This is a genomic window from Chlorogloea sp. CCALA 695, assembly GCF_003003885.1.
Lineage (GTDB): Bacteria > Cyanobacteriota > Cyanobacteriia > Cyanobacteriales > Chroococcidiopsidaceae > Aliterella.
Genome location: NZ_PVWN01000001.1, coordinates 263,528 through 284,882 on the forward strand (window position 1 = coordinate 263,528; position 21,355 = coordinate 284,882).

Sequence of the window (21,355 nt, forward strand, 5' to 3'; positions counted from 1 at the left end):
AACGATGTTTATGAGTAAAACCTTTCAACAAGGAACAATAAAATGAGTAAGAAAAATGCTGGTCAATTTCTCGCAGATGCAGCCCAAAATAGAACTTTAAGAGAGACCCTGGAAACCGCAACCAGTGCTGAAGATTTTTTAAACGTTGCTCACCAATTAGGCTATACCTTTACGACAGAGGAATTAGGTAATGTAATTCATTTTTATAGTGAAGGTATAGAAATGAGAAGAAGTACGGGCGTTTGGCCTTGGCTACGTAATGTTCATTGGATTTAGCCGCTACCTACTTAGCACTACCTTTGGCAGTGCTAAGTAGGTAAGATAAGCTATTATTACTTTTAACTAACTACAAAGTAATTCTTACCGTACTAAGAACTGGATAAGCTTTTTTTGGTTAAAACTTGCCGAATCCCAATTAAAACTATGCCAATACCCGTACATACTAATGCGAAAATGCGACTATCATTGCTTGCAAAAGCAACAAGTGCCAAATTAAACACTAGCGCCAAAGCCGGAACAACCAAAGGAACCTGAAACCCACTGGTACGCGGTTCTCGACGTTTGATAATGAAGAGAGAAAGATTAACTAAAAAGAACATTGCCAGTAGCAAAGTTGCAGTAACTCCAGCTAAAAATTGCAATTTCCCGAAAAGCGCCAGAAAAATTGCAATCGGTAAAATAACCAGAATCGTTCGATGTGGAGTAGCGCGCCTAACGTGCAGTTTTCCAAACCAAGATGGTATCAGCCCTTCCCGCGACATCCCATAAAGCAGCCGCGATGCGGTGACAAAATTTAGCAACCCCGTATTGAGAATCGCAAATAGAGGAATGAATGTAAACACAATTCGGGGGAAATTGGGTTGCGACTGGCTTACTACATCAAGTAAAGGAGCGCTAGATTTGGCAAGCGTTGCGGGATTTATTACCTGAATAGCAAGCCAAGAAACAACAATGTAAACAATCCCCGCAATGCCTAATGATAGCAGGATGGCTCTGGGAACATTGCGCTCAGGGTTTTTTACTTCTTCGGCAACATTTACAATATCCTCAAATCCAATGAAGGCGTAAAAAGCTAGAGATGCTCCCTGAAAAATTGCTATCCAACCAGGGGTTGGCGCTGCAACGATAGAGGTTGCATTCGTTGTTTCACCTCCCCCGAATATAAATAAGCTGGCAACTAAAATGACAATAACTAGCCCCGAAGCTTCAATCGCCGTACAAACAATATTTAAGGCTGAAGATTCTTCCATGCCTCTAAAATTGACAAATGCTATGGCAGAAAAAAGCGCTAGGATAACTAACCAAACAGGAACCAATGGGGCAAAAGCGTTGAAGTAGCCAGCAAAGGCATTTGCTCCCGTCGCCATTGAAACTAAGCAGGTACAAAACATTATCCAACCGACTAAAGTTGAGAGGAAATGATTGTGAAATGTCTTATGAACGAAGTAAGCAACGCCTCCACTTTGAGGAAATCGGCTACCAAGTTCGGCATAACTTAAAGCTGTGAATGCAGCAACAACCATTGCAGTCATAAACGAAGCCCATACCAAAGCGCCTGAAATTCCGGCTACTTTACCAACTAAGGCATAAATTCCCGCGCCAAGAATATCCCCTACGCCATAAATAACCAGCGTGGGCAGTCCAAATACGCGCTTTAGCGAGTCTGCTTCTGCATTTTCCATAAACTACTAGACATATTGTGTTTTCGTCAGTATAGAGGTTATGGGCTTTGTAAAGGCTCAATTGTTACTGTTTGATGGTAAGGAAATTAATATTACTTTAAACAACGAGCTAACACTGTTATGACTCTAATTAATGGTGGTAGGAATATTTATAGCAAAAATGCCCAATTTGTGAAGAATTTGAGCATTTTTAAATCTATACATTAAATAATTTTTAACTTATTCAGTCACATTATATTTTTTAGAGCTACATTCTTGGGTCAAGCAACGCTCTAGTAAGTCAATTTTGTATAAATGTTCAAACTGGCGAGGGTTTAATATTAATTTAGTTTGGCTATTAAAGACGGGCTGGTTTAAAAATTGCCATAAAGGAAAGTTGTTCGGGCTATTTAATATATTCATGGTACAAATTTATAGAGCTACTCTAGTGGTAATTGCTGGAAAATTCCAATCTTTGTTTACTTTTCAAGATTGCCATATTTAATATTCAACTTGCGTGGTGGGTTCTACGGAATATTTTGCACAGATTTTTATAATTTATGTAATTTCGCGGATGCGTCAAGGACAAATATGGTTTTTGTGTAATAACTTGACACCGTACTGAGCGCCTAGCAATAAATTTGAAACAGTATTATTACAGTGAAGTTAGGTATTGGCGATCGCCAATCATTGTTAATTTTTTGGCATTGCTGAAAGAGTAATGATTTTTCCTTGTCCTACTCTCTTGTCTCACTCATTCATACCGCATTGGGAATTGTTCATCAAAATTACCAATTACCAATTACCCATTACCAAATTTCTAAATATGTTGCAGTTTGTAAAGATAAATACTGAAGTAACAAAGGCTTGCCATAAACATTTTTGAAGTGGTAACGTCTAAGGCTATCTAGACCTACGTTAAACAAACTTTAGTATATGAAGGCTCCGCTTGTTAGTCTGACATTGGTTGCAACCTTTTTTACTCCCGTTGCAATGGCTGCTCCTCCTAGAAGTGCTGACCAAACTGTAGAATGTGAAATATTAGTCGTTGGCGGTGGACTTAGTGGGGTGGCTACAGCCTACGAAGGCTTGCTTGGGGGGAAAACTGTTTGTCTGACAGAGATTACCGACTGGGTAGGAGGACAAATCTCTGCTCAAGGAACTTCGGCTTTAGACGAGCGACCAACGCAAAGAGCAAAATTATTATATCCTCGTGGTTATTTGGAATTGCGATCGCGCATTGAACGAAAATATAGAGAATTGAACCCTGGAGACTGTTGGGTAAGCGATTCTTGCTTTTTGCCCAAAGATGGCAACGAGATTTTAGCAAAGTTATTAACAGATGCGGCAAAAAAAGGTAAAGGCAAGTTTAAGTTTTTTCCCACTACCGTAGTTAAACAATTGCAACGGACACCGAATATAATTAGCAGTACGATCGCTATTCAACACCGCCCAGCCAAAAACGCACCACCGCTAAATACTCAGCCTTTATCGCAAACAATTACTGAAGCCTACACTTATACTAATTCAGCTAACTTTGACAAAAGTGTTATTAATTTTGTCCCTGCCAAACCAAAGAAAAACAGCCCTCTAGCTAAAAGTAACGCTCCCAATTGGTATGTGGTTGATGCTACCGAAACGGGAGAATTGGTGGCGCTGGCAGATGTCCCTTACAGGCTGGGAATTGATGCGCGTTCCTACTTAGAACCCTCCGCTTCTAGCGAAACTAACGATCCCTATTGCACCCAAGGATTTACTTATACTTACGCCATGGAGGCAACAAAGGAACCCCAAGTTCAAGCCATGCCGCCGTTTTATCTTCAGTATTCCAACTACTATAGTTACGAGTTGCAGCGTTTGGCGAGTTTTCCGTTAGTTTTTACTTACCGCCGCATTTGGAGTCCGGGAAAAGGAGAAACAGCCAAGTTTGGCGGGGTTGAATTTACAAATCCCACACCGGGCGATATTTCAATGCAAAACTGGACTTGGGGAAATGACTATCGCCCAGGGACAAGAAACGATAATTTAGTCTACGCTCGTGATCAGTTACAGGCGACCAAACAACTAGAAGCGGGACAGTGGATGGGAGGATTGCGCGTTGAAAGTCTGCGTAAAGCCGAAGAAATTTCCCAAGGCTATTATTACTGGCTAGTAGCGGGAACAACCGATTCTCAACTAGGTGCAGGAGTCAAGCAACCCGAACCAAATTACCGCTATTTATCCGGCTTAGATTCCCCTATGGGAACCGTTCACGGCTTGTCTAAGTATCCTTATATGCGCGAAGGACGGCGGATAATTGGTAGACCTAGTTGGGGACAACCTCAAGGCTTTACAGTGTGGGAAATTGATATCTCTCGCCGCGATTATACAGATAAATACTATACAGAAACTTTATCGCCAGAGACTTATCGTAGCTTGAAAGCGGCGCTATCAGGATTAGAAGCTACTGCCGTAATTGGTGGTGAATCTGTAAAAAAAATCGGGCGATCGCGTTCGACAATATATCCTGACTCGGTAGGGATTGCTCACTATGCGATCGATTTTCATCCTTGTATGCTCAAAAGCCCCCCTGAAACTCTAGGGAATATCGAGCGTCCCGGCGAAAGACGAGGTGCAGGACAAGCTTACCCGTTTCAAATTCCTTTAAGGGCGATGATTCCCCAAAAGATCGACAATATGCTCGTAGCAGGCAAAAGTATTGCCACAAGCCATATTGCGGCGGCGGCTTACCGAGTGCATTCCTTTGAGTGGTCATCGGGAGCGGCGGCGGGAACTACGGCGGCTTTTAGTTTGGATAAGGCGATCGCACCTTACGAATTAGTCGATCAATTACCCCAACAAGAACCTCAATTAGCAGCGCTCAAACTGCGATTAAAAGAACAAGGCAATCCTACAGCCTTCCCAGATACTTCCATTTTTAATGAAAGCTGGGACGATTGGCGCTGAAAAGTATAGAGATGTTCCTAAAAAATATAGAGACGTTCCTAAAAAATATGGAGACGTTCCACCCTAAAAAATATGGAGACGTTCCGGTGGAACGTCTCTACGAGGATTTATTCACGGTTCCCTCATCCCGATTTCTCTATCCTCTGGTATCTTGGAATGTAGTTTAACAAGCTCTTTTAGACAGATTATGGCTCTTTTACATTCAATGGCAAATTCAGCACCGACTATTGCACCCACTCGCAAGAGCGAAGGTACTCCTAAGGCTTACCCCAACTACAAAATTATCGTCCTCAATGATGATTTCAACACCTTTGAACACGTAGCCAAATGCTTGCTAACTTACATTCCCTCCATGAGCAGCGAAAATGCTTGGGAATTAACTAATCAAATTCACTTTGCAGGACAAGCTATTGTCTGGGTAGGCCCACAAGAACAAGCTGAGCTTTATCATCAGCAACTTAGACGTGCAGGTTTAACCATGGCTCCTCTAGAGGCAGCTTAAACCATCATGGTCAAACCCACTAGCGGCAGGCTTGTACTCAATCACTCTACTCATATCCCTGGACTTATTCGGATTTTAGAAGCTTTGACGAAGCTAGAAGGGATTCACACCATAACTCCCGGCGTTATTAGTAGAACTAGAGGTCATATTCCCCGAATGCTGCTCCGAGTATCTGTACCAATTCGGGGGGGCTTTAAAATTATTGCTAGACAAGGTAAGACGGTTCAAGAAGTGTTTATTTTGACCACTTTAAGCCAAGAACAATTAGAGGAGTTGTTACAACTTTAAATCTCTACATTGGCTCGTAGACTAGATCGGGAATCAATCTTCGCACTTCCAAGTCTTCTTGATGACCAATGCCTAAAAAGTCGCCATCTTCAAGGTAAACTTGTACTGGGCAATTACTTAAAACCTCCTCATCCCCAGCAACTATTTGTCCTTGACACCATTTTTGAGCAAGGGGCAAAATTAAAGTCGCGCGTGGTAGATGCTGTAAGACTGCACTCGGCGCGATCGCTCTAAAGCTTCCCTGTTGTAGCTGTAGCGTTAGTTCGTCGAAAGTTAGGCTATCTAAGAGGCTAAAACCAGCGCTTTGAGTGCGAATTAACTTAGCTAAAGTCCCACCCGTACCTAAAACTGTACCCAAATCACGGGCGATCGCTCTTATATAGGTTCCCGTACTACAATCAATAGCTACATCAATTTCGGGATAGTCACCACTACGCCATTCTAGTATCTCTAACTTATATACTTCTACATTCCTAGGCGGGACTTCTATAGTTTCCCCACGCCGCGCCAAATCGTATAAGCGTTTTCCCTGCACTTGAATTGCACTGTATTTTGGCGGAATTTGGGATAACTTGCCCGTAAATTGCTTTAAAGTTTCAGTAACTTCTTCTAAGCTTACTTTCACTTCGGGGGTTTGACTAATAATTTCTCCTTCCAAATCGTCCGTTTCCGTCACTACCCCTAAGCGAATTGTTGCTTTGTAAGCTTTGTCTGGATGCAAATACTGTAATAGCCGCGTTGCCCTCCCTAGTGCGATCGGCAAAACCCCTGTAGCGGCTGGATCTAATGTACCTCCATGTCCTATACGTTTGAGGCGTAATAACCCCCGCAATTTAGCTACACAGTCATGAGATGTAAAGTTAGCTTCCTTGAATAAATTAATAAAACCTTGCACAAATTAAGTTTCCTAAACTCTACTTCTCGATAGCCAACAGCTTGCAATATAACTGAACAGAAACAAGCTAATTACTTTTAAAAATAACATTAATTTTGAAGGATACAGGTATGAAAAATGTAGTTCTGTATGCTGTAAATGGTATTTGACGCGATGCGATCGCGCATTCGTATACAACAAGATAGAAACACCCTCAAGATGCGTTGTGTGAGAGAGGAGGAATAGATTTAGTAGCGCCCTTGGGTATAAAAGACTCAATTGCTAAAACACCTTTAGCTAAGTAAAATGCTGAACCTAAAAGCTATAAAGTTACAGAAGTTTTACGGAAATCACCCCTAAACAATTGATACTAACTATTAGGAATTTGTTTTTTGGGTGCAATTATGACAAACGAAATTAAACACGGCAGAAAGTATCAGCATTTTTTACATCGTGCCTTGACTGTGAGTCTGGGCATTTTATTATTATCGGAAACCGTAGCCGCTAATACTCTCAGTAGTAAAATTGCCCAACAACCGCCTGCTACAACTTCTCCTAGCCGTAACAGTCCGAACAATGAGGGACAAAAATTATTAGATGAAGCCCTAGAGCTTTTAAAACAAGGAACTAGCCAGTCGCGGACAAATGCTATTGCTAAATACGAGCAAGCCTTGGCAATTGGGCAAAAAATAGGCGATCGCCCACTCGTTGCTTTAGCACTCCAAGGAATCGGTTTAACTTACGTTCTGGGGAACAATTACCCCAAAGCCTTAGAAAATTATACTCAAGCATTAGCAATAAGACGGGCTTTAGGCGATCGCCTCAGCGAAGCTTTCGTACTTAATGCCGTTGCAGGAATCTACTCAAATTTAGGCGAGAAGCAAAAAGCTATTGATTACTACAACCAATCTTTAACCCTATTTAGAGCCGAAAAAAAATCTACCGAAATAGCATCAACGTTAATTAGCTTAGGTGGAGTTTATGAAAATCTAGGCGATACAGCTAAAGTAATCGCTTCCTACAATCAAGCTTTAGCAATTCAACGTAGTACAAAGGATAGAGCAGGAGTTGCAACTACTCTAGCCAATTTGGGCAGAGTCTATACTTCTTTGGGCGAAAATCAGCAAGCGTTGGCGGCTTACAACCAAGCTTTAGAGATTCAAACAGCAGACGGGAATAAAACTGGAGTTATAAAAATACTGCAAGGCTTGGGCGGACTTTACAGTTCATCAAACGAAAACCAAAAAGCTTTAGATACATACAACCAAGCTTTAGAAATCCAAAAATCGGGAGGAGGTGATTCTACAGATCGAGCTTTGACATTAATAGGGATTGGTAGTAGCTATCAAGGGCTAGGTAATTATCCTCAAGCTATAGAAAACTACAATCAAGCTATAGCCTTGTATCAAGATGTGGGCAACCGTTTAGCAGAAGCCGAAACTCTCAATTTACAGAGCTTTGCTTACGATCAAACAGGTGAAAAGCAAAAAGCCCTCGAAGTTTTAAACAAAGCCTTGAATTTGCAAAGAGCCATAGGCGATCGCGCACGTGAAGCTTTTACTTTAGTTAATATTGCCGGAGTTTATAGTTCTTTAGGAGAAAAGCAACAAGCTCTCGATACTTACAATATGGCTTTAACTTTGCAAAGAGCCGTCAACGATCGCCCTAGAGAAGCTGTATCGCTCAATGATATTGCCTTAGTTTACACTTCTTTAGGCGACTATCAGCGAAGTATCAATTCCCATAACTCGGCGTTAGCAATATTTCGCTCTATAGGCGATCGCGTCCAAGAAGGGCAAACTCTTGATTATATTGCCAGTGTCTACCGTTTGTCGGGCAATTACCGTAAAGCCTTAGATTATTACAATCAAGCCTTGACTGTCAGACGGGCTTCCGGCGACAGGTTTCGAGAACTTGCTAGTCTTACAGGTGTAATCAGAGCTTACGAAGCATTGAAAGATTACCCCAAAGCTCTAGAAGCCGCTAATAACGCCCTAACTATTGCTCGCACCCTAAATAGTCCTTTTGCCGAAGCAACAGCTTTAGCTTTAACAGGGAGAGTGTATTTAGCTTCTGGGAATTATCCTCAAGCCCTAAATGCCTCAAATGCAGCATTGAAGACATGGCAACAATTGGGTATTCGAGCCGCCGCCGCCCCAACGCTAGATAATATTGGAAAAACCTACAACGCTCAAGCTAATTATCCTAGGGCGATCGCATCTTACAATGAAGCCCTAATTGTATGGAGGAGTTTGGGTGCAAAAGCTGATGAAGCAGAAAGTTTGTACAATATTGCTGTCAGCGAAAGAGTTAGAGGCAATCTTCCCCAAGCTCAAACACAAATTAAAGCTGCGATCGCTCTTGTTGAATCATTACGCACCAAAATCGCAAGTTCAGAGTTACGAGCTACCTATTTTGCTTCGGTGCAAAGATACTATGAGTTTTATACAGACTTACTAATGCAGTGGCACAAACAAGAGCCGAAAGCGGGGCATAACGCAGAAGCCTTAGAAGTAAGCGATCGCGCCCGTGCTAGGAGTTTATTGGAAATTCTCACCGAGGCCAACGCAGACATCCGTAAGGGCATAGATCCACAACTACTAACAAAAGAACGTAATTTACAAACAAAGTTAGACGTAGCAGAAACTCGGCGGGTAAATGTACTTAGCGCTAACCATACGCCAACCCAAGCCGCCGCCGTAGATAAACAAGTTTCCGACCTATTAAAGCAATACCAAGACTTGCAAGCCCAAATTCGGACGACAAGCCCCCAGTATGCGGCTTTAACTCAACCCCAATCGCTGAAAATCGCCCAAATTCAAAAACTCCTAGATCCCAATACAGTATTGCTGGAATACTCTTTAGGCGAAAAACGTAGCTATTTGTGGGCTGTAACTTCTAACTCCTTAACTAGCTACGAGTTGCCACCCCAACAGCAAATTGAAACTATCGCCAAGGCATATTACCAATTAGTTACCGATAAGCGCTTTGGTTTGAGAAGGAAAAACTTAGATTTAACCGCCGCTAATTTAAGCGATATTCTCTTAAAGCCCGTAGCCAAAGAAATTGGCAAAAAACGCTTAGTAATAGTCAGCGACGGGGCGTTGCAATACGTGCCATTTGCCGCCTTGCCCGTTAATAATACACCGCTATTAGTTGATCATGAAATTGTTAGTTTGCCATCAGCGTCTACTATTGATGTATTGAGGCGCGAATTAATGGGGCGTACACCTGCACCCAAAACTGTAGCAATCTTCGCCGATCCAGTATTTACTATTGATGACGAAAGGGTGAAAAATGTTCCGTCTACTCCTCCTACTGAGCAAAACTCTCTATTGCAGAGATCCGCACTTCAATCGGGGGTTAACTTTGCTCGTTTACCTGGTACAAGACAAGAAGCCGAGCAAATTCTAGCTCTTGTGCCAGCAAGTGAACGATCGCAGACTTTTGATTTTAAGAGCGATCGCGCTGCTGTTACTAGCCCAAACCTTAGCCAGTATAAAATTATTCATTTTGCTACTCATGGCATCCTCAATAGCGTTAATCCTGAGCTTTCGGGGGTGGTGCTGTCGCTAGTAGATGAAAAAGGTGTGCCGCAAAATGGTTTTTTGCGCCTGAACGAAATATTTAATCTGAATTTGCCTGCGGAATTAGTTGTACTTAGTGCGTGTCAAACAGGTTTGGGCGAACAAGTACGAGGAGAAGGAATTATCAGCTTGACAAGAGGCTTTATGTATGCAGGCGCTCCGCGAGTCGTAGTAAGTTTGTGGAGTGTAGACGACAGGGCTACTGCCGAATTGATGACAAGGTTTTATACAGCAATGTTAAAAAAGGGTTTGAAGCCAGCCGCCGCCTTGAGAGCAGCGCAAATAGAAGTTTTGAAACAAGATAAATGGAAATCGCCTTACTACTGGGCAGCTTTTGGATTACAGGGGGAGTGGAGATAAATATATACAGAGCTTTTTAGATGTAGTTTAATTAGGAAATTGAATCGCCTTTGCGTTAACACACTAACTAACGGTGGATACTTTTTTTTGACCGCCAATCTTAGATCAATCCCTAAAATTACGCTTAGAATTGTGGATAACTATATTTAATCTCAATTACTCAGTGAGCATATACCATGCAACCCTCTTTACCCGAAGCTGTTTTGTTAGTAGACGGCTATAACATCATCGGCGCTTGGTCTTACTTAACAAAAACACGCGATCGCCTAGGACTTGAAGCCGCACGCGGAGAATTAGTTTCTGCCCTAACAAATTATAGTGCTTTACAAGGCTACGAAACTCAGGTTGTATTTGATTCTCAGTATCAAAACACCTCTAGCAGTCAAGAAATTGTTAATCAAAACTTATCAGTACATTACACCAATTTTGGTCAAACAGCAGATACTTATATAGAAAAGTCCTGCGCGGCGTTGCGTCCCTACTTAAAACAATCTCACCGTTGTAGACTTATTGTGGCTACAAACGATCGCGTACAGCAGCTAGTAGTAGTCGGCTATGGCGCAGAATGGATGTCCGCCCAGCAATTAAATTATCAAGTAGAATCAACGCTCAAAATTTCTTTAACCAATCACAGACAACGCAAACAGTCTGCGAGTCGGTTTTTAGCTAATTCCATTGATGCCAAAGCAAGGCAAAAGTTAGCCCAGTTGCGAATGGGATTGTAGCAAAACTGCAAATAATTTTCCAATTAGATTTAAAATCGACAAATTTATCACGAATTTATGCAAAACCCTTGCAAAATATTAACGCTTGCAGTTAATATAAGAAATCGCAGTCCTCAGTAGCTCAGTGGTAGAGCGATCGGCTGTTAACCGATTGGTCGCAAGTTCGAATCTTGCCTGGGGAGTTCTAAAAATAATAATTTCTATAGTAATTGCTAGTAAGCTTCTACTCAAATCGTTGATTGACTATTGACCAGCGCTGAATAATATATTTACGATCGCTCTCAATTAGCAATGCAGGCAAGGCATTATCTTTTAAATCGGCGATCGCTTTAAGTTTGCCTACAGGGCTGCTAAAGTCGCTATATAGTAGCTTTCCAGTATCAGAAAAGGCGATCGCTCGTTGTCCACCTTTGTAAAACTTGTTTTTTGTCAAAGTGGCAATCTCTCGTTCAGAAATAGTTAGCACTATGTCTTGATTATTGTCTCCAGTAAGCTCAACGAGCCTAATAGTCAAAGTTGCTAATTGTTGCTGCAATTGCTCAAATTTGGGTACAGACCGATTAGAGGATAACTCGCGCCAAATAGCAGGCAAAAACTCCGTAGCATCTACAGATTCTTGGCTAATAAATTCTGTCATAGTCATCTGCGTAGGTTCTACCCATTGCAAAGATTCAGCACTAACAGCTAAAGGTATCTGTTTGAGGGCGATTTCTGGCTGCGCTGGTATGAGTAAACGCAATTCGCCATTTTGCAATTGCATAGCTTGAACGGTAACGGTAGTAGTCGGCGATTGTCCGTCAAGTAGGGGTAGCACTATGTTGAGATGAGGATCTATATTAAGACCTAATTGCTGCCACAGAAACTTTGCTGGCTCAGTATTGGGAAGCTTTAATTGGTTAAAAGGCGATCGCACCCAGGTTTGACCATTATGATAAGAAATTACTCTAACTTGCTGCCATTTTTGTTTGGTTATAGATTTTGGCTCGATGGACAACCAATCAGCTAAGTTAATTTCCCTTGTTGGCTCTAAATACCCAATAATGCGGCTAGGGCGATCTTTAGCTATAGATACAGTTTCATAATCGCCATCTAGCCTTTTGAGCAGCTTTTCTGTATATTTTAAGGTTTTTAAACTGTGGGGTTGCGCTTTGAGCCAAGCAATAGCGCTTGCTTGTCCTTCTTGAGCGCCCAGAATTAGCGCCCCCCAAGTTTGAATTTCTGGGCGGGGGCTAATTTCTAGAGCCGCTTTTACCCGATTCCATAACCTACCAGAATCATTAATTAAAAAAGTAGCAATTTCTTGAGTATTTTCTGGGGAATCAAGATATATTTGTAAGCCTTTTTTCCAGCGTCCATCACTCAAGGCTGCGATCGCTTGTTGACTAGGACTAGCCCAAGCAGTATCAGCTTGCTTGCTCGTATATTTGGCGTACAACCTAATGAAATCAATTTGGGCTTGGGCTGCGGCAGAGGGGCGTTTTTTACCCTGTGGGAGCGACTTTAAGTATTGCCACGCTGGCGACCAAAGACCATTACGAGCCAAAAATAAAGCATTCTGGTAGGCGGTAGTTTTGATTGCTGGTTCTTCAATGGCAATCGGGACTAGCTGAAATTGATTAAAAGAAGCTTGGGCAGGTTTAACTTGATAAACTTGCAATTGTGGTTCTAGTTCGCTAGTGCGATCTACTATTAGTTCAGGAAAACCGCCGCCTGTAACTTGTTGCCATTTAGGGACAATTCCTGTGGGGCTAGTCCAGGTTAATACTAAACTAAGCGCCGAGCGAGTTGTATCGTAGTGGAGAATCTGACCGTAAGCAATTTCATTATCCGATTGCTGGCTTTGACCTATTAAATATAGCCAAGTGCCTGACTTGGGTGGATCTCCTGAAAACTTTTGCAGTTGAGTCAAAGGTAATAGCCGCGTAGAACCGTAGTTAGGGGTTTGGGAATCTACAACCGGAGCAATGACAAAAGACTCATCTGGCCCCGATACCGATAGCTTATTAATGAGATCATAAGTAGTGTTGTCAGCTTGTAAGGGGAATTTGAAATCATTTTTTGCTAACTGATAAGTTCGCAATTCGACAATTTCTTGACAATTGGTTTGGCAGTTTGATTGTCGCTTAGATACGGGTATAACTAAAGACTTAACAACTAAAGTTTTGGCATCGGTTTCTAGCGCCAAAGGTTCCCCAGCTATTTTTCCTTGTCTACGCAAGTATTCTTCAACTTGTTGGAGGGTTTGCGGCTGTTGTTCGGGATTAGTAGCGGCGAATTTTACTCCCGGAGGCAAAATTTTATTTACATCATTAACTGCATCAGGATTGACAAATAATTGCAAGCTCAACCAAGCGCCCCCAGCAACGGCACTTGCAGCCGTCAATATTAGAGCCAAAGCTAGTAACGAATTTCCCCAACCATTAGTTTTTGATGGTTTTTTAGCTTCTACGGGGCGATAGATAATTGCTGGAGGAAGACTTTTTATTGCTTGGAGTGTTTGCTTGCGCGTTCTTTTTGCCATCGGAATTAAATTTACTTTGTAACATTAGTTACAGGTTTTCAGCGTGTTAATGATTTTACGCCGTTCTACAAGAAGGTTTTAAAAGTCTCTCTATTAGTATCAAATCGTTTAGATTTTTCCTAAAAAGGATACTAATCCATATTTTCCCCTTTTTCAAATCGTTTAGATTTTTCCTAAAAAGGATACTAATCCATATTTTCCCCCCTTAATAAGGGGGGTTAGGGGGGATCTTGCGTATCACAAGTTCGTCAAAGGCACTACATTACCAGATGTGAAATGCAAACTGGCTCTCCTATAGAAGTAAACCCACATTTATTAACCAAATTCGACCCGTTTGAAACCGTGCTTCTACGGGATAACCACAGAATACTTACCTCAACCAAGTACAAATACTGAACTTTGAATATAGGTGATAGGAATGCTGTTTTAGGTGGGTAAGTTATTAGTAACAAAGAATGAAAGCCACACACCACCCAAAGGACACACTCAAATGAAAGCTCAAATTGCCGCTAAGTACATCCAATTCCTCAGCAACAAAAAAGCTAACAAAAACTCCGGTTTTACTTTAATTGAACTATTAGTTGTAATTATCATCATCGGTATTTTATCCGCTATTGCATTGCCTTCTTTCTTAAACCAAGCTGCTAAAGCTCGTGCATCAGAAGCCAGAACAAACGTCGGTGCAGTTAACCGCTCACAGCAAGCATATTACCTTGAAAACCAAGCGTTTGTTGCAAGTGTAACTGCAGATAATGGCGCTCCTGCTGCATTGGGTCTAGGTGTTAACAATACACCAAACTATTCTTACTCATCAGTTCTTGATAGCACAACTGGTGTATTCAATTACGGAACACCAGGAACGGGCAAGACTGACCTTAAGGCATATGTTGGTGGTGTCTTAAGAACTGCAAATACTACTACCATATCCAACCTATGTGAAACGCTTGCCTCCACTACTGCGGCTGCTGCTCCTCCAGTATTGAATCCAACAGCTAATGCTAATGCTGGTTCTGTTACGTGCGTTGCAGCAAGTACAAAACCACTGAACTAATAAATAAGCTAACTAAGCTCAATTCACAATATCTATAGGAGGTGGTTAAAATTTTTCCCGCCTCTTTTTGCTTTTGAGCAATATTTTTGCAATTTGCTATCAAAATTTCCCCGGTGACAATTCAACTAAAAATAGTAAGGTATTACTGAAATGAAAGATCGCTTTGTACTTACGTATTTACAGTTGCTTCCTAAGCAAAAGACGGGTCGATACACGGGCTTTACTTTAATTGAACTCCTGGTAGTCATCATCATCATCGGAATTTTATCTACTATTGCCTTACCTTCCTTCCTTGCTCAAGCTACTAAAGCTCGTGCTTCAGAATCTAGAACTAATATTGGTTCATTAAATCGAGCGCAGCAGTCTTATTATTTTGAGAACCAGCAATTTGCTCAGGATAATGTTACTAGCACTGCTATTGAGAAACTGAATATTGGTATCAAAGACAATACTACTAATTACACCTACTTTGTAGTTACTATCGCACCTACAGTTAAGGTAACAAACAAAGCAACCGCAAAAAACAACGATTTAAAAGGTTATGCTGGTGGTGTTTTTTCCTCCGCAGGGCTTACAAACTCAATTATGTGTGAAGCGGATGCTTCTGGTATTACAGATGTGAACGAACCAACTAGCCTTACTAATTGCGGTTTCGGTTCTCATAGAGTGCCACTACAATAATCAAAGTTTTCGTCACTCTCATCAACCAGAAAGTATATAATTAATTGAGCTATAAGCTTTAACTTGTATTTGCTAACGATCAATAATACGTTTTAGGCATTGTTAGAAATGGTTGCTTTGTCTCGCCAAAATCTGAATCAATCAATATGCGCATTGATAGTAGCTTTGCTAGGAATTACCGCAGTCATAGCTTTTCAAATGCCTCAATTAAATAGCTTAGTCAAAAAATCAGCAACCGCCTCAGCCGAAGATTTCAAAAAAGATTTAGAATCCGAAAGACTGCAACTAGAGTTAATGCAAAAATTGCCTAGCTTTGGTTTTGATAACATGATAGGAAATTGGGCATTTATCAAATTTGCTCAATACTTTGGGGATGAGACAGCCAGAGACAAGAGCGACTATAGCCTTAGTCCAGAATATTTTAAAGTAATTATAAATCAAGATCCATACTTTATAGATGCCTATCGGTTTCTTTCGAGTAGTACAACCTTGTATGCAGGAATGCCAGAGCGTACAGTAGCTTTGATGCAACAAGGCTTAAAATCTCTTGCTCCCAAAATTCCCAACAAATCTTACTACATTTGGCGTTACAAAGGAACTGACGAATTATTATTTCTCGGCGACAGCCAAGCCGCGAAACAATCCTTTGAAACCGCAGGCAAGTGGGCAGATACTTACTCTGATGATGACAGCAAATATCTAGCAAAAATCTCTCATCAAACCGCACAATTCTTAGCAAAAAACCCTAATAGCAAATCGGCTCAAGTTAGTGCTTGGTCAATGGTATTAAACAACGCCTTCGACGATCGCGTCCGAAAAATAGCAATTAGCCGCATCCAAGCTTTAGGCGGCACAGTCTCCATTACCCCCGACGGACAAGTAAAGGTACAACCGCCAAAGAAAGACTAAAATACGCCGCAAACTCTCTCCTAGGTAGTAATTACCGCGCCAAATGCGCCAAAATTATGTTATTCATCTGAGCCAATCTAGCGAGTAGAGAAAAGTAAATATGTCTCAGCAATACCCGATTGAACAAATCTCGTTTAACTTTGACAAGATTCTTCAAGAAGTCGAACAAGGCGAACCAATACAAATTAGTTGGCAAGGCAAGCAAGTTGCTGTCATGCTTTCAGCATCAGAATACGAGCGTTTGCTAACCAAACAAGTAGGATTTTGGGAATCTGTACAACAATTTCGCCAAGAATACGAAGTAGAAAAAGCTGATATCGATCCCGATGTAGTCTTTGGAGATGTGCGAGATAAATCTCCTGGGTCAGAGGTAATCTTTTGACAAAATTTCGCTTTCTTCTAGACACCAACATTCTCTCAGAACCATTACGCCCACGTCCCAACTCAAACGTTGTGAAAATGCTGCAACAACACGAAAAAGTAATAGCAACTGCTACTATTGTATTGCATGAACTTTTGTTCGGATGCTATCGATTACCAACCAACTCAAATAAACGTCAAATTATTGAAGTGTATTTGAATCGGGAAGTTAGACAAAAAACACCTCTATTATCCTACGATGTAGCAGCAGCAGAATGGTTTGCCCTAGAAAGAGCAAGACTTGTATCAGTAGGAAAAACCCCAGCCTATAGCGACGGACAAATTGCAGCGATTTCACAAGTAAATGATCTAATTTTAGTCACAAACAATGTTTCCGATTATGCCGATTTCCAAAACCTAAAAATAGAAAACTGGTTCGTACTGTGACTTTGACCGAATGGAGATTAGCGATCGCACTGTCAATTAGCAGTTGGTCAAGATAGGTTTTTAATCTAGGCATTTTAGCCGATCACCGCAAACTTACTTATATGGTAGTAATTACCGCACCCGATGCACCAAGAGCGAAGTCTTGTGATAGTGTAGAAAAGTAGAAATAAGATTCCCCAACATCATAATCAACTTTTAGGGATCACTTCTGCCAAAACATTTACCCAATTCAATCGGAATTTAATTGACTTTATGGCTCAACAAGTTATTCACCCGATGGTGAAGTTGCAGCGCCACGCGCACTCACTTGTAGAATCCAAAATCCTCAAGCCTACAGATAGCATCTCAAAAATGGCGCTTTTGTATGGTACTGAGTGGTCTTACTTGAAAAAAGAACTACTAGATTTTGACTTTACTACCCAAGACCCGATCAGCGACCTATTAGCTGTAGAAAATTGGGACGATGATTAATTGCCCCTAAAGGCAAGCAGACAGAGCCTTAGAGAGTTGTGCAGCATTGGCATAGCGATCGCCTGGTAGGGGTTCTGTAACGCGGTCGATTACTTCCCGCAACTGGGGAGTAATCATCGCTAAACCGTCAATATTAAAGCGATAACTCTTACCCCTTTGGCGGAAAAACTTAAACGGAGTTTCCCCCGTCAACAAAAATATTAGCGTTGGCCCAATAGCGTACAAATCTGACTGAATTAGCGGCTGTCCGCGTTCCTGTTCGGGAGCGCAATAACCTTCAGCGCCGATTCTAGTCCCAGCATAAGTGCCAGTTTCTTTAACCGCGCCAAAATCTAATACAATAATCTGCCGATCAAAAGTGCGTAACATCAAGTTAGCAGGCTTAATATCGCGGTGAATTAAGGGCGGCTTTTGGTTGTGAATGTAATTGAGAACATCGCAAGTTTGTACCATCCAGGCGATCGCTTTTTCTGGACTTACCGCACCTTTGTCGTGAATCATGTTCTCTAAATCTTGACCGTGAATTAGCTCCATTGCCAAGTATTTTTTGCCAGCTTCTAAAAAGAAATCATAATACTTAGGGATGCCAGAATGATGCAGCGTCTTTAAAGTCCGGGCTTCGCGCTCAAACAATTCTTGCGCCTTGACGACTTTTGCCATGTCTGCATTCATTTCTTTCAAAACTAGCAGTTGCGGTGTGCCAGAAACTGATCTAGCCTTATCCCAAGCTAAATAAGTAGTCCCCATCCCCCCTTGTCCAATAGTCCGTAAAACATGATACTGGCGCACTACTCTTTGAACTAAGATCGGTTCGCCGCAATGAATACAGAATAAATTGTTGGGAGGGTTACCGCTATGCCGACAATGATTAGAAGATGGGTTAATTACCTTTTTTGTTACTGGTATTGTTGCCTCAATTTGAAACTTTAGCACCGGGCCACCTTTAGCCAATTGCAGCAAGCAGCCGTCAGTTATCGCGCTTTGAGCGACCAAAATGCCATCAACAAAAGTTCCATTTGTACCTTTATTAATTGCCTGCCAAGACCTAAGATCGGGCAAAGACTTAGTTTTACGGAGTTCTAAATGATGCCGCGAAACCAAAGGCTCCGTTAAGATTACATCATTATCAGGCGATCGCCCGATCCGAATTATCAATGTTTCATCAAGAAATTTCCACTCTTTAAGAGCGGCGTTTTGCCCAGGTTGTAACAGCGACAGCGTAACCACATTGATATCGTGTATTTAAAATTAGGAGGATTGTCTAGGAGCCACTTTCGCCCGGACGACGACCGCCGTAATATTATCATGACCGTTATACTGATTTGCTAGGTCAATCAAGGCATTAACTCCTTGCTCTAAATTGCTGCTAGAACTCAAAAGCGGCTCTAAATGGCTTTGCCAATACTGTTCAACTAAATTATTATCTGACAAACCGTCGGAGGCTAAGATAAACAAATTATCTTCATTGAGTTCTAAAAACTGCACATCAGGATTAACATAATTTTCATCTCGTGGGCCTAAAGCTTGGGTAAGCTGATAAGCATCAGGACGCGCGTAGGCAAGTCCCGGCTCTATGCCCCGCAAAATCTCTCTTTGCCCTACTTCATGGTCTAAAGTTACTTGCTGTAGCCCTATTTTTCGATTTAGTCGATACAGACGGCTATCGCCCACATGAGCTACTGCCACTTGATTATCTTGCAGCAATACCATTACTAAAGTAGTTCCCATCCGTCCGACTCCCGAACGAGAATCTTGTTGATTCGCATCATAAATTACTTTATTTGCCAACTGTACGGCTTCGCGGATGACTTCTTCGCTGGGTAGTTGCGAGCCTAGCCATTTTTCCTGAAAGTATTGCTGGAGTGTCTTTACAGCCATGCTACTTGCCACTTCTCCTCCCGCGTGTCCGCCCATTCCATCGCACAGAATATATAGCCCCCGTGCTTGAACGTTTTTGCCTCTAGGAAATTCCAGCTTATTAACCGCCGTCTCAATCCCAAAACAATCTTCATTGTGTTGACGTTGACCGCCTACGTCCGTAAGACCAGCATCTTCTAAGCCGATCAATTGCATAGGTAAAACAATAGTTGGTGTGTCGTCTGTCTGCATAACTTTGGGGGAGGGTTTATCAAATTGGATAACGGTGGACGGATCGATGTCAACAGCACTAGGGCTAATTTTTTCTACCCTAGGTAAGGGAAATAGTGAGGGGGAAGGCGATAGTAGTTGCTTTGCTATTGCAGCTAAAAGAGATTGCAACTTTGCTACAGTTTGAATTTCACCAGCTTGCATTTGAGCCAATAATTCGACCATAGCGCCAACTTTAGTCCGTTGAGACTCGCCAAATAAATGTTGCCATACTTTGCCTAATTCTTGTAAATTTACTTGAACGCTACTACCGTCTACAGTTTCGTCAAAGTACAACCGTTGTAAAGCCAAAGTACCTAAAGAGTTTACTCGCAAATTAGATAATTCTAACAAGCTGCGGCAGGCATTCCAGGGAGTTAAAGCTGCCCATAGTTCGGTCATTGCCTGGAGCAATTGGTTAATATGTAATGCTGTGGTGCTGTTATCTTGCCACAATTGGAGCAGATGCCGCTCTAAGGTGCGATCGCTTAATAATATTACCTGCCTACCATCTTGCTGCCAAGCATCGTGCAATGTTGGGATAACTTCACCTAATTGCGATCGCAACGTTAGATAAGTTTGAGCAGTTTCGCCAATTTCTACTGTCTTAATGGTATCGGCTTTCAGTAGCGATATCTGCAACGGCTGACAATCTAATACTTTACACTGAATTTCTTTAGGCGCAGGCGGGGGCAAGGGTTCTAATACTTGATAGCGCTGTTGAGCATCTATATATAATCCTACCGTTAATGGCGTTGAAACATCGCTATTTGCTTCTATAGTTGTAGATACAGGTATTTGTTCTTGAGTTTTAGAGATAACTGCCCACCAGACTAAACCTGTTTTAGTGCCACAATTGTCACAACTATTATGACTGAATGCTACTTTGCTGCTACATTGCGGACAAATTTTGTGGCTCAACGAAGTGCCGCATTTTTGACAAAACTTGTTGTTATCTGGGTTTTCGCTCTTACACTGGGGGCAAATCAGCATGATCTACTAATATCCTCTATTGCCGCTTTGTAGGGCTTGTAACCTCTAAGTTGATAGCGTTTTTTCACGCAATACATTTAAGTTGCCACAATTGATTATTTTTTACCTATAGTAAAACTAAAATGTGTTAATTGATGTTAATTAATAGCTGTCACCTTTCCTAGGTACTATCGCTTATTTTTAAGTAATAGGTGCTTATTTTGACAAACAAAGACTAAAAGTTATTAGTTGCTATTCTAGCAGTTATGACTATTTATCTAAGTAAATAAAATCTATTTAAGTAAAATTTTAATCTCATCCACCGTAAGGTTACGGAATTGACCGAGTTGTAAGTTATGTAAATTTAAGCGATTAATAGCAACTCTAACTAAACGCAAAGTGGGAAACCCAACTTTAGCAGTCATGCGCCTTACTTGGCGATTGCGTCCCTCAGTTAATATTATTTCTAGCCATGCAGTAGGAATGTTTTTGCGAAACCGAATCGGGACTTCTCGCGCTGGCAAGGATGGTTCCTCAGTTAATAGTTTTACAATAGCAGGACGAGTAATGCGATCGCCTACCATGACTCCTGTTTGCAATTGATTAATAGCATTAAAGTCAGGAATCCGCTCTACCTGCACCCAGTAGGTGCGAGAATGTCCAAACTGAGGATGAGACAGACGATGCTGCAATTGTCCGTTATCCGTCAACAACATTAGCCCTTCGCTGTCCCAATCCAAACGCCCCACCGGGTAAACCCCCGTTACCGATATATAGTCTTTCAACGTCCGCCGTTCTTCGCCGCTACTGTCGGTAAACTGACTTAAAACGCCGTAGGGTTTATTAAACAAAACATATCGGTAACTCATGAGT

General features: G+C 41.6%; 18 protein-coding genes and 1 tRNA gene. 13 read left to right on the forward strand and 6 right to left on the reverse strand.

Annotated features, from left to right (window positions below; all coding sequences use genetic code 11):
• Positions 1–42 precede the first annotated feature (42 nt).
• Complete coding sequence (locus C7B70_RS01260) at positions 43–276, forward strand: Nif11-like leader peptide family natural product precursor (RefSeq protein WP_106367244.1); 234 nt, start codon at positions 43–45, stop codon at positions 274–276.
• 92 nt (positions 277–368) lie between these two features.
• Here the strand turns inward: C7B70_RS01260 and C7B70_RS01265 are convergent, their stop codons facing one another.
• Complete coding sequence (locus tag C7B70_RS01265) at positions 369–1,682, reverse strand: APC family permease (protein ID WP_106367245.1); 1,314 nt, start codon at positions 1,680–1,682, stop codon at positions 369–371.
• A 915-nt stretch (positions 1,683–2,597) separates the two neighbouring features.
• Between C7B70_RS01265 and C7B70_RS01275 the strand changes: the two genes are divergently transcribed.
• From C7B70_RS01275 to C7B70_RS01285, 3 genes are all read left to right on the forward strand, one after another.
• Positions 2,598–4,607, forward strand: coding sequence for an FAD-dependent oxidoreductase (locus C7B70_RS01275; protein ID WP_106367247.1), 2,010 nt, complete (start codon positions 2,598–2,600; stop codon positions 4,605–4,607).
• A 205-nt stretch (positions 4,608–4,812) separates the two neighbouring features.
• Positions 4,813–5,109, forward strand: a complete 297-nt coding sequence (gene clpS, locus C7B70_RS01280) for an ATP-dependent Clp protease adapter ClpS (RefSeq protein WP_106367286.1) — start codon at positions 4,813–4,815, stop codon at positions 5,107–5,109.
• A 6-nt stretch (positions 5,110–5,115) separates the two neighbouring features.
• Complete coding sequence (locus C7B70_RS01285; RefSeq protein WP_106367248.1) at positions 5,116–5,397, forward strand: DUF2103 domain-containing protein; 282 nt, start codon at positions 5,116–5,118, stop codon at positions 5,395–5,397.
• 4 nt (positions 5,398–5,401) lie between these two features.
• Here the strand turns inward: C7B70_RS01285 and truB are convergent, their stop codons facing one another.
• A complete protein-coding gene (gene truB, locus C7B70_RS01290; protein WP_106367249.1) occupies positions 5,402–6,292 on the reverse strand; it encodes a tRNA pseudouridine(55) synthase TruB in 891 nt (296 codons plus the stop codon).
• A gap of 383 nt (positions 6,293–6,675) precedes the next feature.
• Here truB and C7B70_RS01295 point away from each other — a divergent pair, with 383 nt between their 5' ends.
• The 3 genes from C7B70_RS01295 (at position 6,676) to C7B70_RS01305 (ending at position 11,125) form a co-directional block, all read left to right on the forward strand.
• Positions 6,676–10,218: a CHAT domain-containing protein gene (locus tag C7B70_RS01295; protein WP_199191981.1), complete on the forward strand. Its 3,543-nt coding sequence runs from the start codon at positions 6,676–6,678 to the stop codon at positions 10,216–10,218.
• A 176-nt stretch (positions 10,219–10,394) separates the two neighbouring features.
• Positions 10,395–10,943: an NYN domain-containing protein gene (locus C7B70_RS01300; RefSeq protein WP_106367250.1), complete on the forward strand. Its 549-nt coding sequence runs from the start codon at positions 10,395–10,397 to the stop codon at positions 10,941–10,943.
• 110 nt (positions 10,944–11,053) lie between these two features.
• Positions 11,054–11,125: transfer RNA gene (locus tag C7B70_RS01305), tRNA-Asn, on the forward strand.
• A 41-nt stretch (positions 11,126–11,166) separates the two neighbouring features.
• On the opposite strand, the gene C7B70_RS01310 is transcribed toward C7B70_RS01305, so the two are convergent.
• Complete coding sequence (locus C7B70_RS01310; RefSeq protein WP_106367251.1) at positions 11,167–13,464, reverse strand: hypothetical protein; 2,298 nt, start codon at positions 13,462–13,464, stop codon at positions 11,167–11,169.
• Between the two features lie 490 nt (positions 13,465–13,954).
• Here C7B70_RS01310 and C7B70_RS01315 point away from each other — a divergent pair, with 490 nt between their 5' ends.
• The 6 genes from C7B70_RS01315 to C7B70_RS01340 all read left to right on the forward strand — a co-directional run bounded on the left by C7B70_RS01315 (position 13,955) and on the right by C7B70_RS01340 (position 17,383).
• The gene (locus C7B70_RS01315; protein ID WP_106367288.1) at positions 13,955–14,515 is read left to right on the forward strand and encodes a type IV pilin-like G/H family protein; all 561 of its coding nucleotides are present in this window, start codon (positions 13,955–13,957) and stop codon (positions 14,513–14,515) included.
• Between the two features lie 150 nt (positions 14,516–14,665).
• On the forward strand, positions 14,666–15,196 hold the full coding sequence (locus C7B70_RS01320) for a type IV pilin-like G/H family protein (RefSeq protein WP_106367252.1): 531 nt from the start codon (positions 14,666–14,668) through the stop codon (positions 15,194–15,196).
• A gap of 198 nt (positions 15,197–15,394) precedes the next feature.
• On the forward strand, positions 15,395–16,105 hold the full coding sequence (locus tag C7B70_RS01325) for a hypothetical protein (protein ID WP_233220778.1): 711 nt from the start codon (positions 15,395–15,397) through the stop codon (positions 16,103–16,105).
• A gap of 100 nt (positions 16,106–16,205) precedes the next feature.
• On the forward strand, positions 16,206–16,487 hold the full coding sequence (locus C7B70_RS01330; protein WP_106367254.1) for a type II toxin-antitoxin system prevent-host-death family antitoxin: 282 nt from the start codon (positions 16,206–16,208) through the stop codon (positions 16,485–16,487).
• Entirely contained in the window at positions 16,484–16,912 is a 429-nt protein-coding gene (locus tag C7B70_RS01335) for a type II toxin-antitoxin system VapC family toxin (protein WP_106367255.1), read from the forward strand. Before C7B70_RS01330 ends, C7B70_RS01335 begins: the two co-directional genes overlap by 4 nt.
• A 252-nt stretch (positions 16,913–17,164) precedes the next feature.
• Positions 17,165–17,383, forward strand: a complete 219-nt coding sequence (locus C7B70_RS01340; RefSeq protein ID WP_106367256.1) for a DUF4327 family protein — start codon at positions 17,165–17,167, stop codon at positions 17,381–17,383.
• A gap of 6 nt (positions 17,384–17,389) precedes the next feature.
• Here C7B70_RS01340 and C7B70_RS01345 read toward each other — a convergent pair whose 3' ends face one another.
• From C7B70_RS01345 to C7B70_RS01355, 3 genes are all read right to left on the reverse strand, one after another.
• Complete coding sequence (locus C7B70_RS01345; protein ID WP_106367257.1) at positions 17,390–18,610, reverse strand: protein kinase; 1,221 nt, start codon at positions 18,608–18,610, stop codon at positions 17,390–17,392.
• 21 nt (positions 18,611–18,631) lie between these two features.
• On the reverse strand, positions 18,632–20,503 hold the full coding sequence (locus C7B70_RS01350) for a serine/threonine phosphatase (protein WP_106367258.1): 1,872 nt from the start codon (positions 20,501–20,503) through the stop codon (positions 18,632–18,634).
• Positions 20,504–20,775: 272 nt separating this feature from the next.
• Positions 20,776–21,351: a pseudouridine synthase gene (locus tag C7B70_RS01355; protein WP_106367259.1), complete on the reverse strand. Its 576-nt coding sequence runs from the start codon at positions 21,349–21,351 to the stop codon at positions 20,776–20,778.
• Positions 21,352–21,355: the final 4 nt, after the last annotated feature.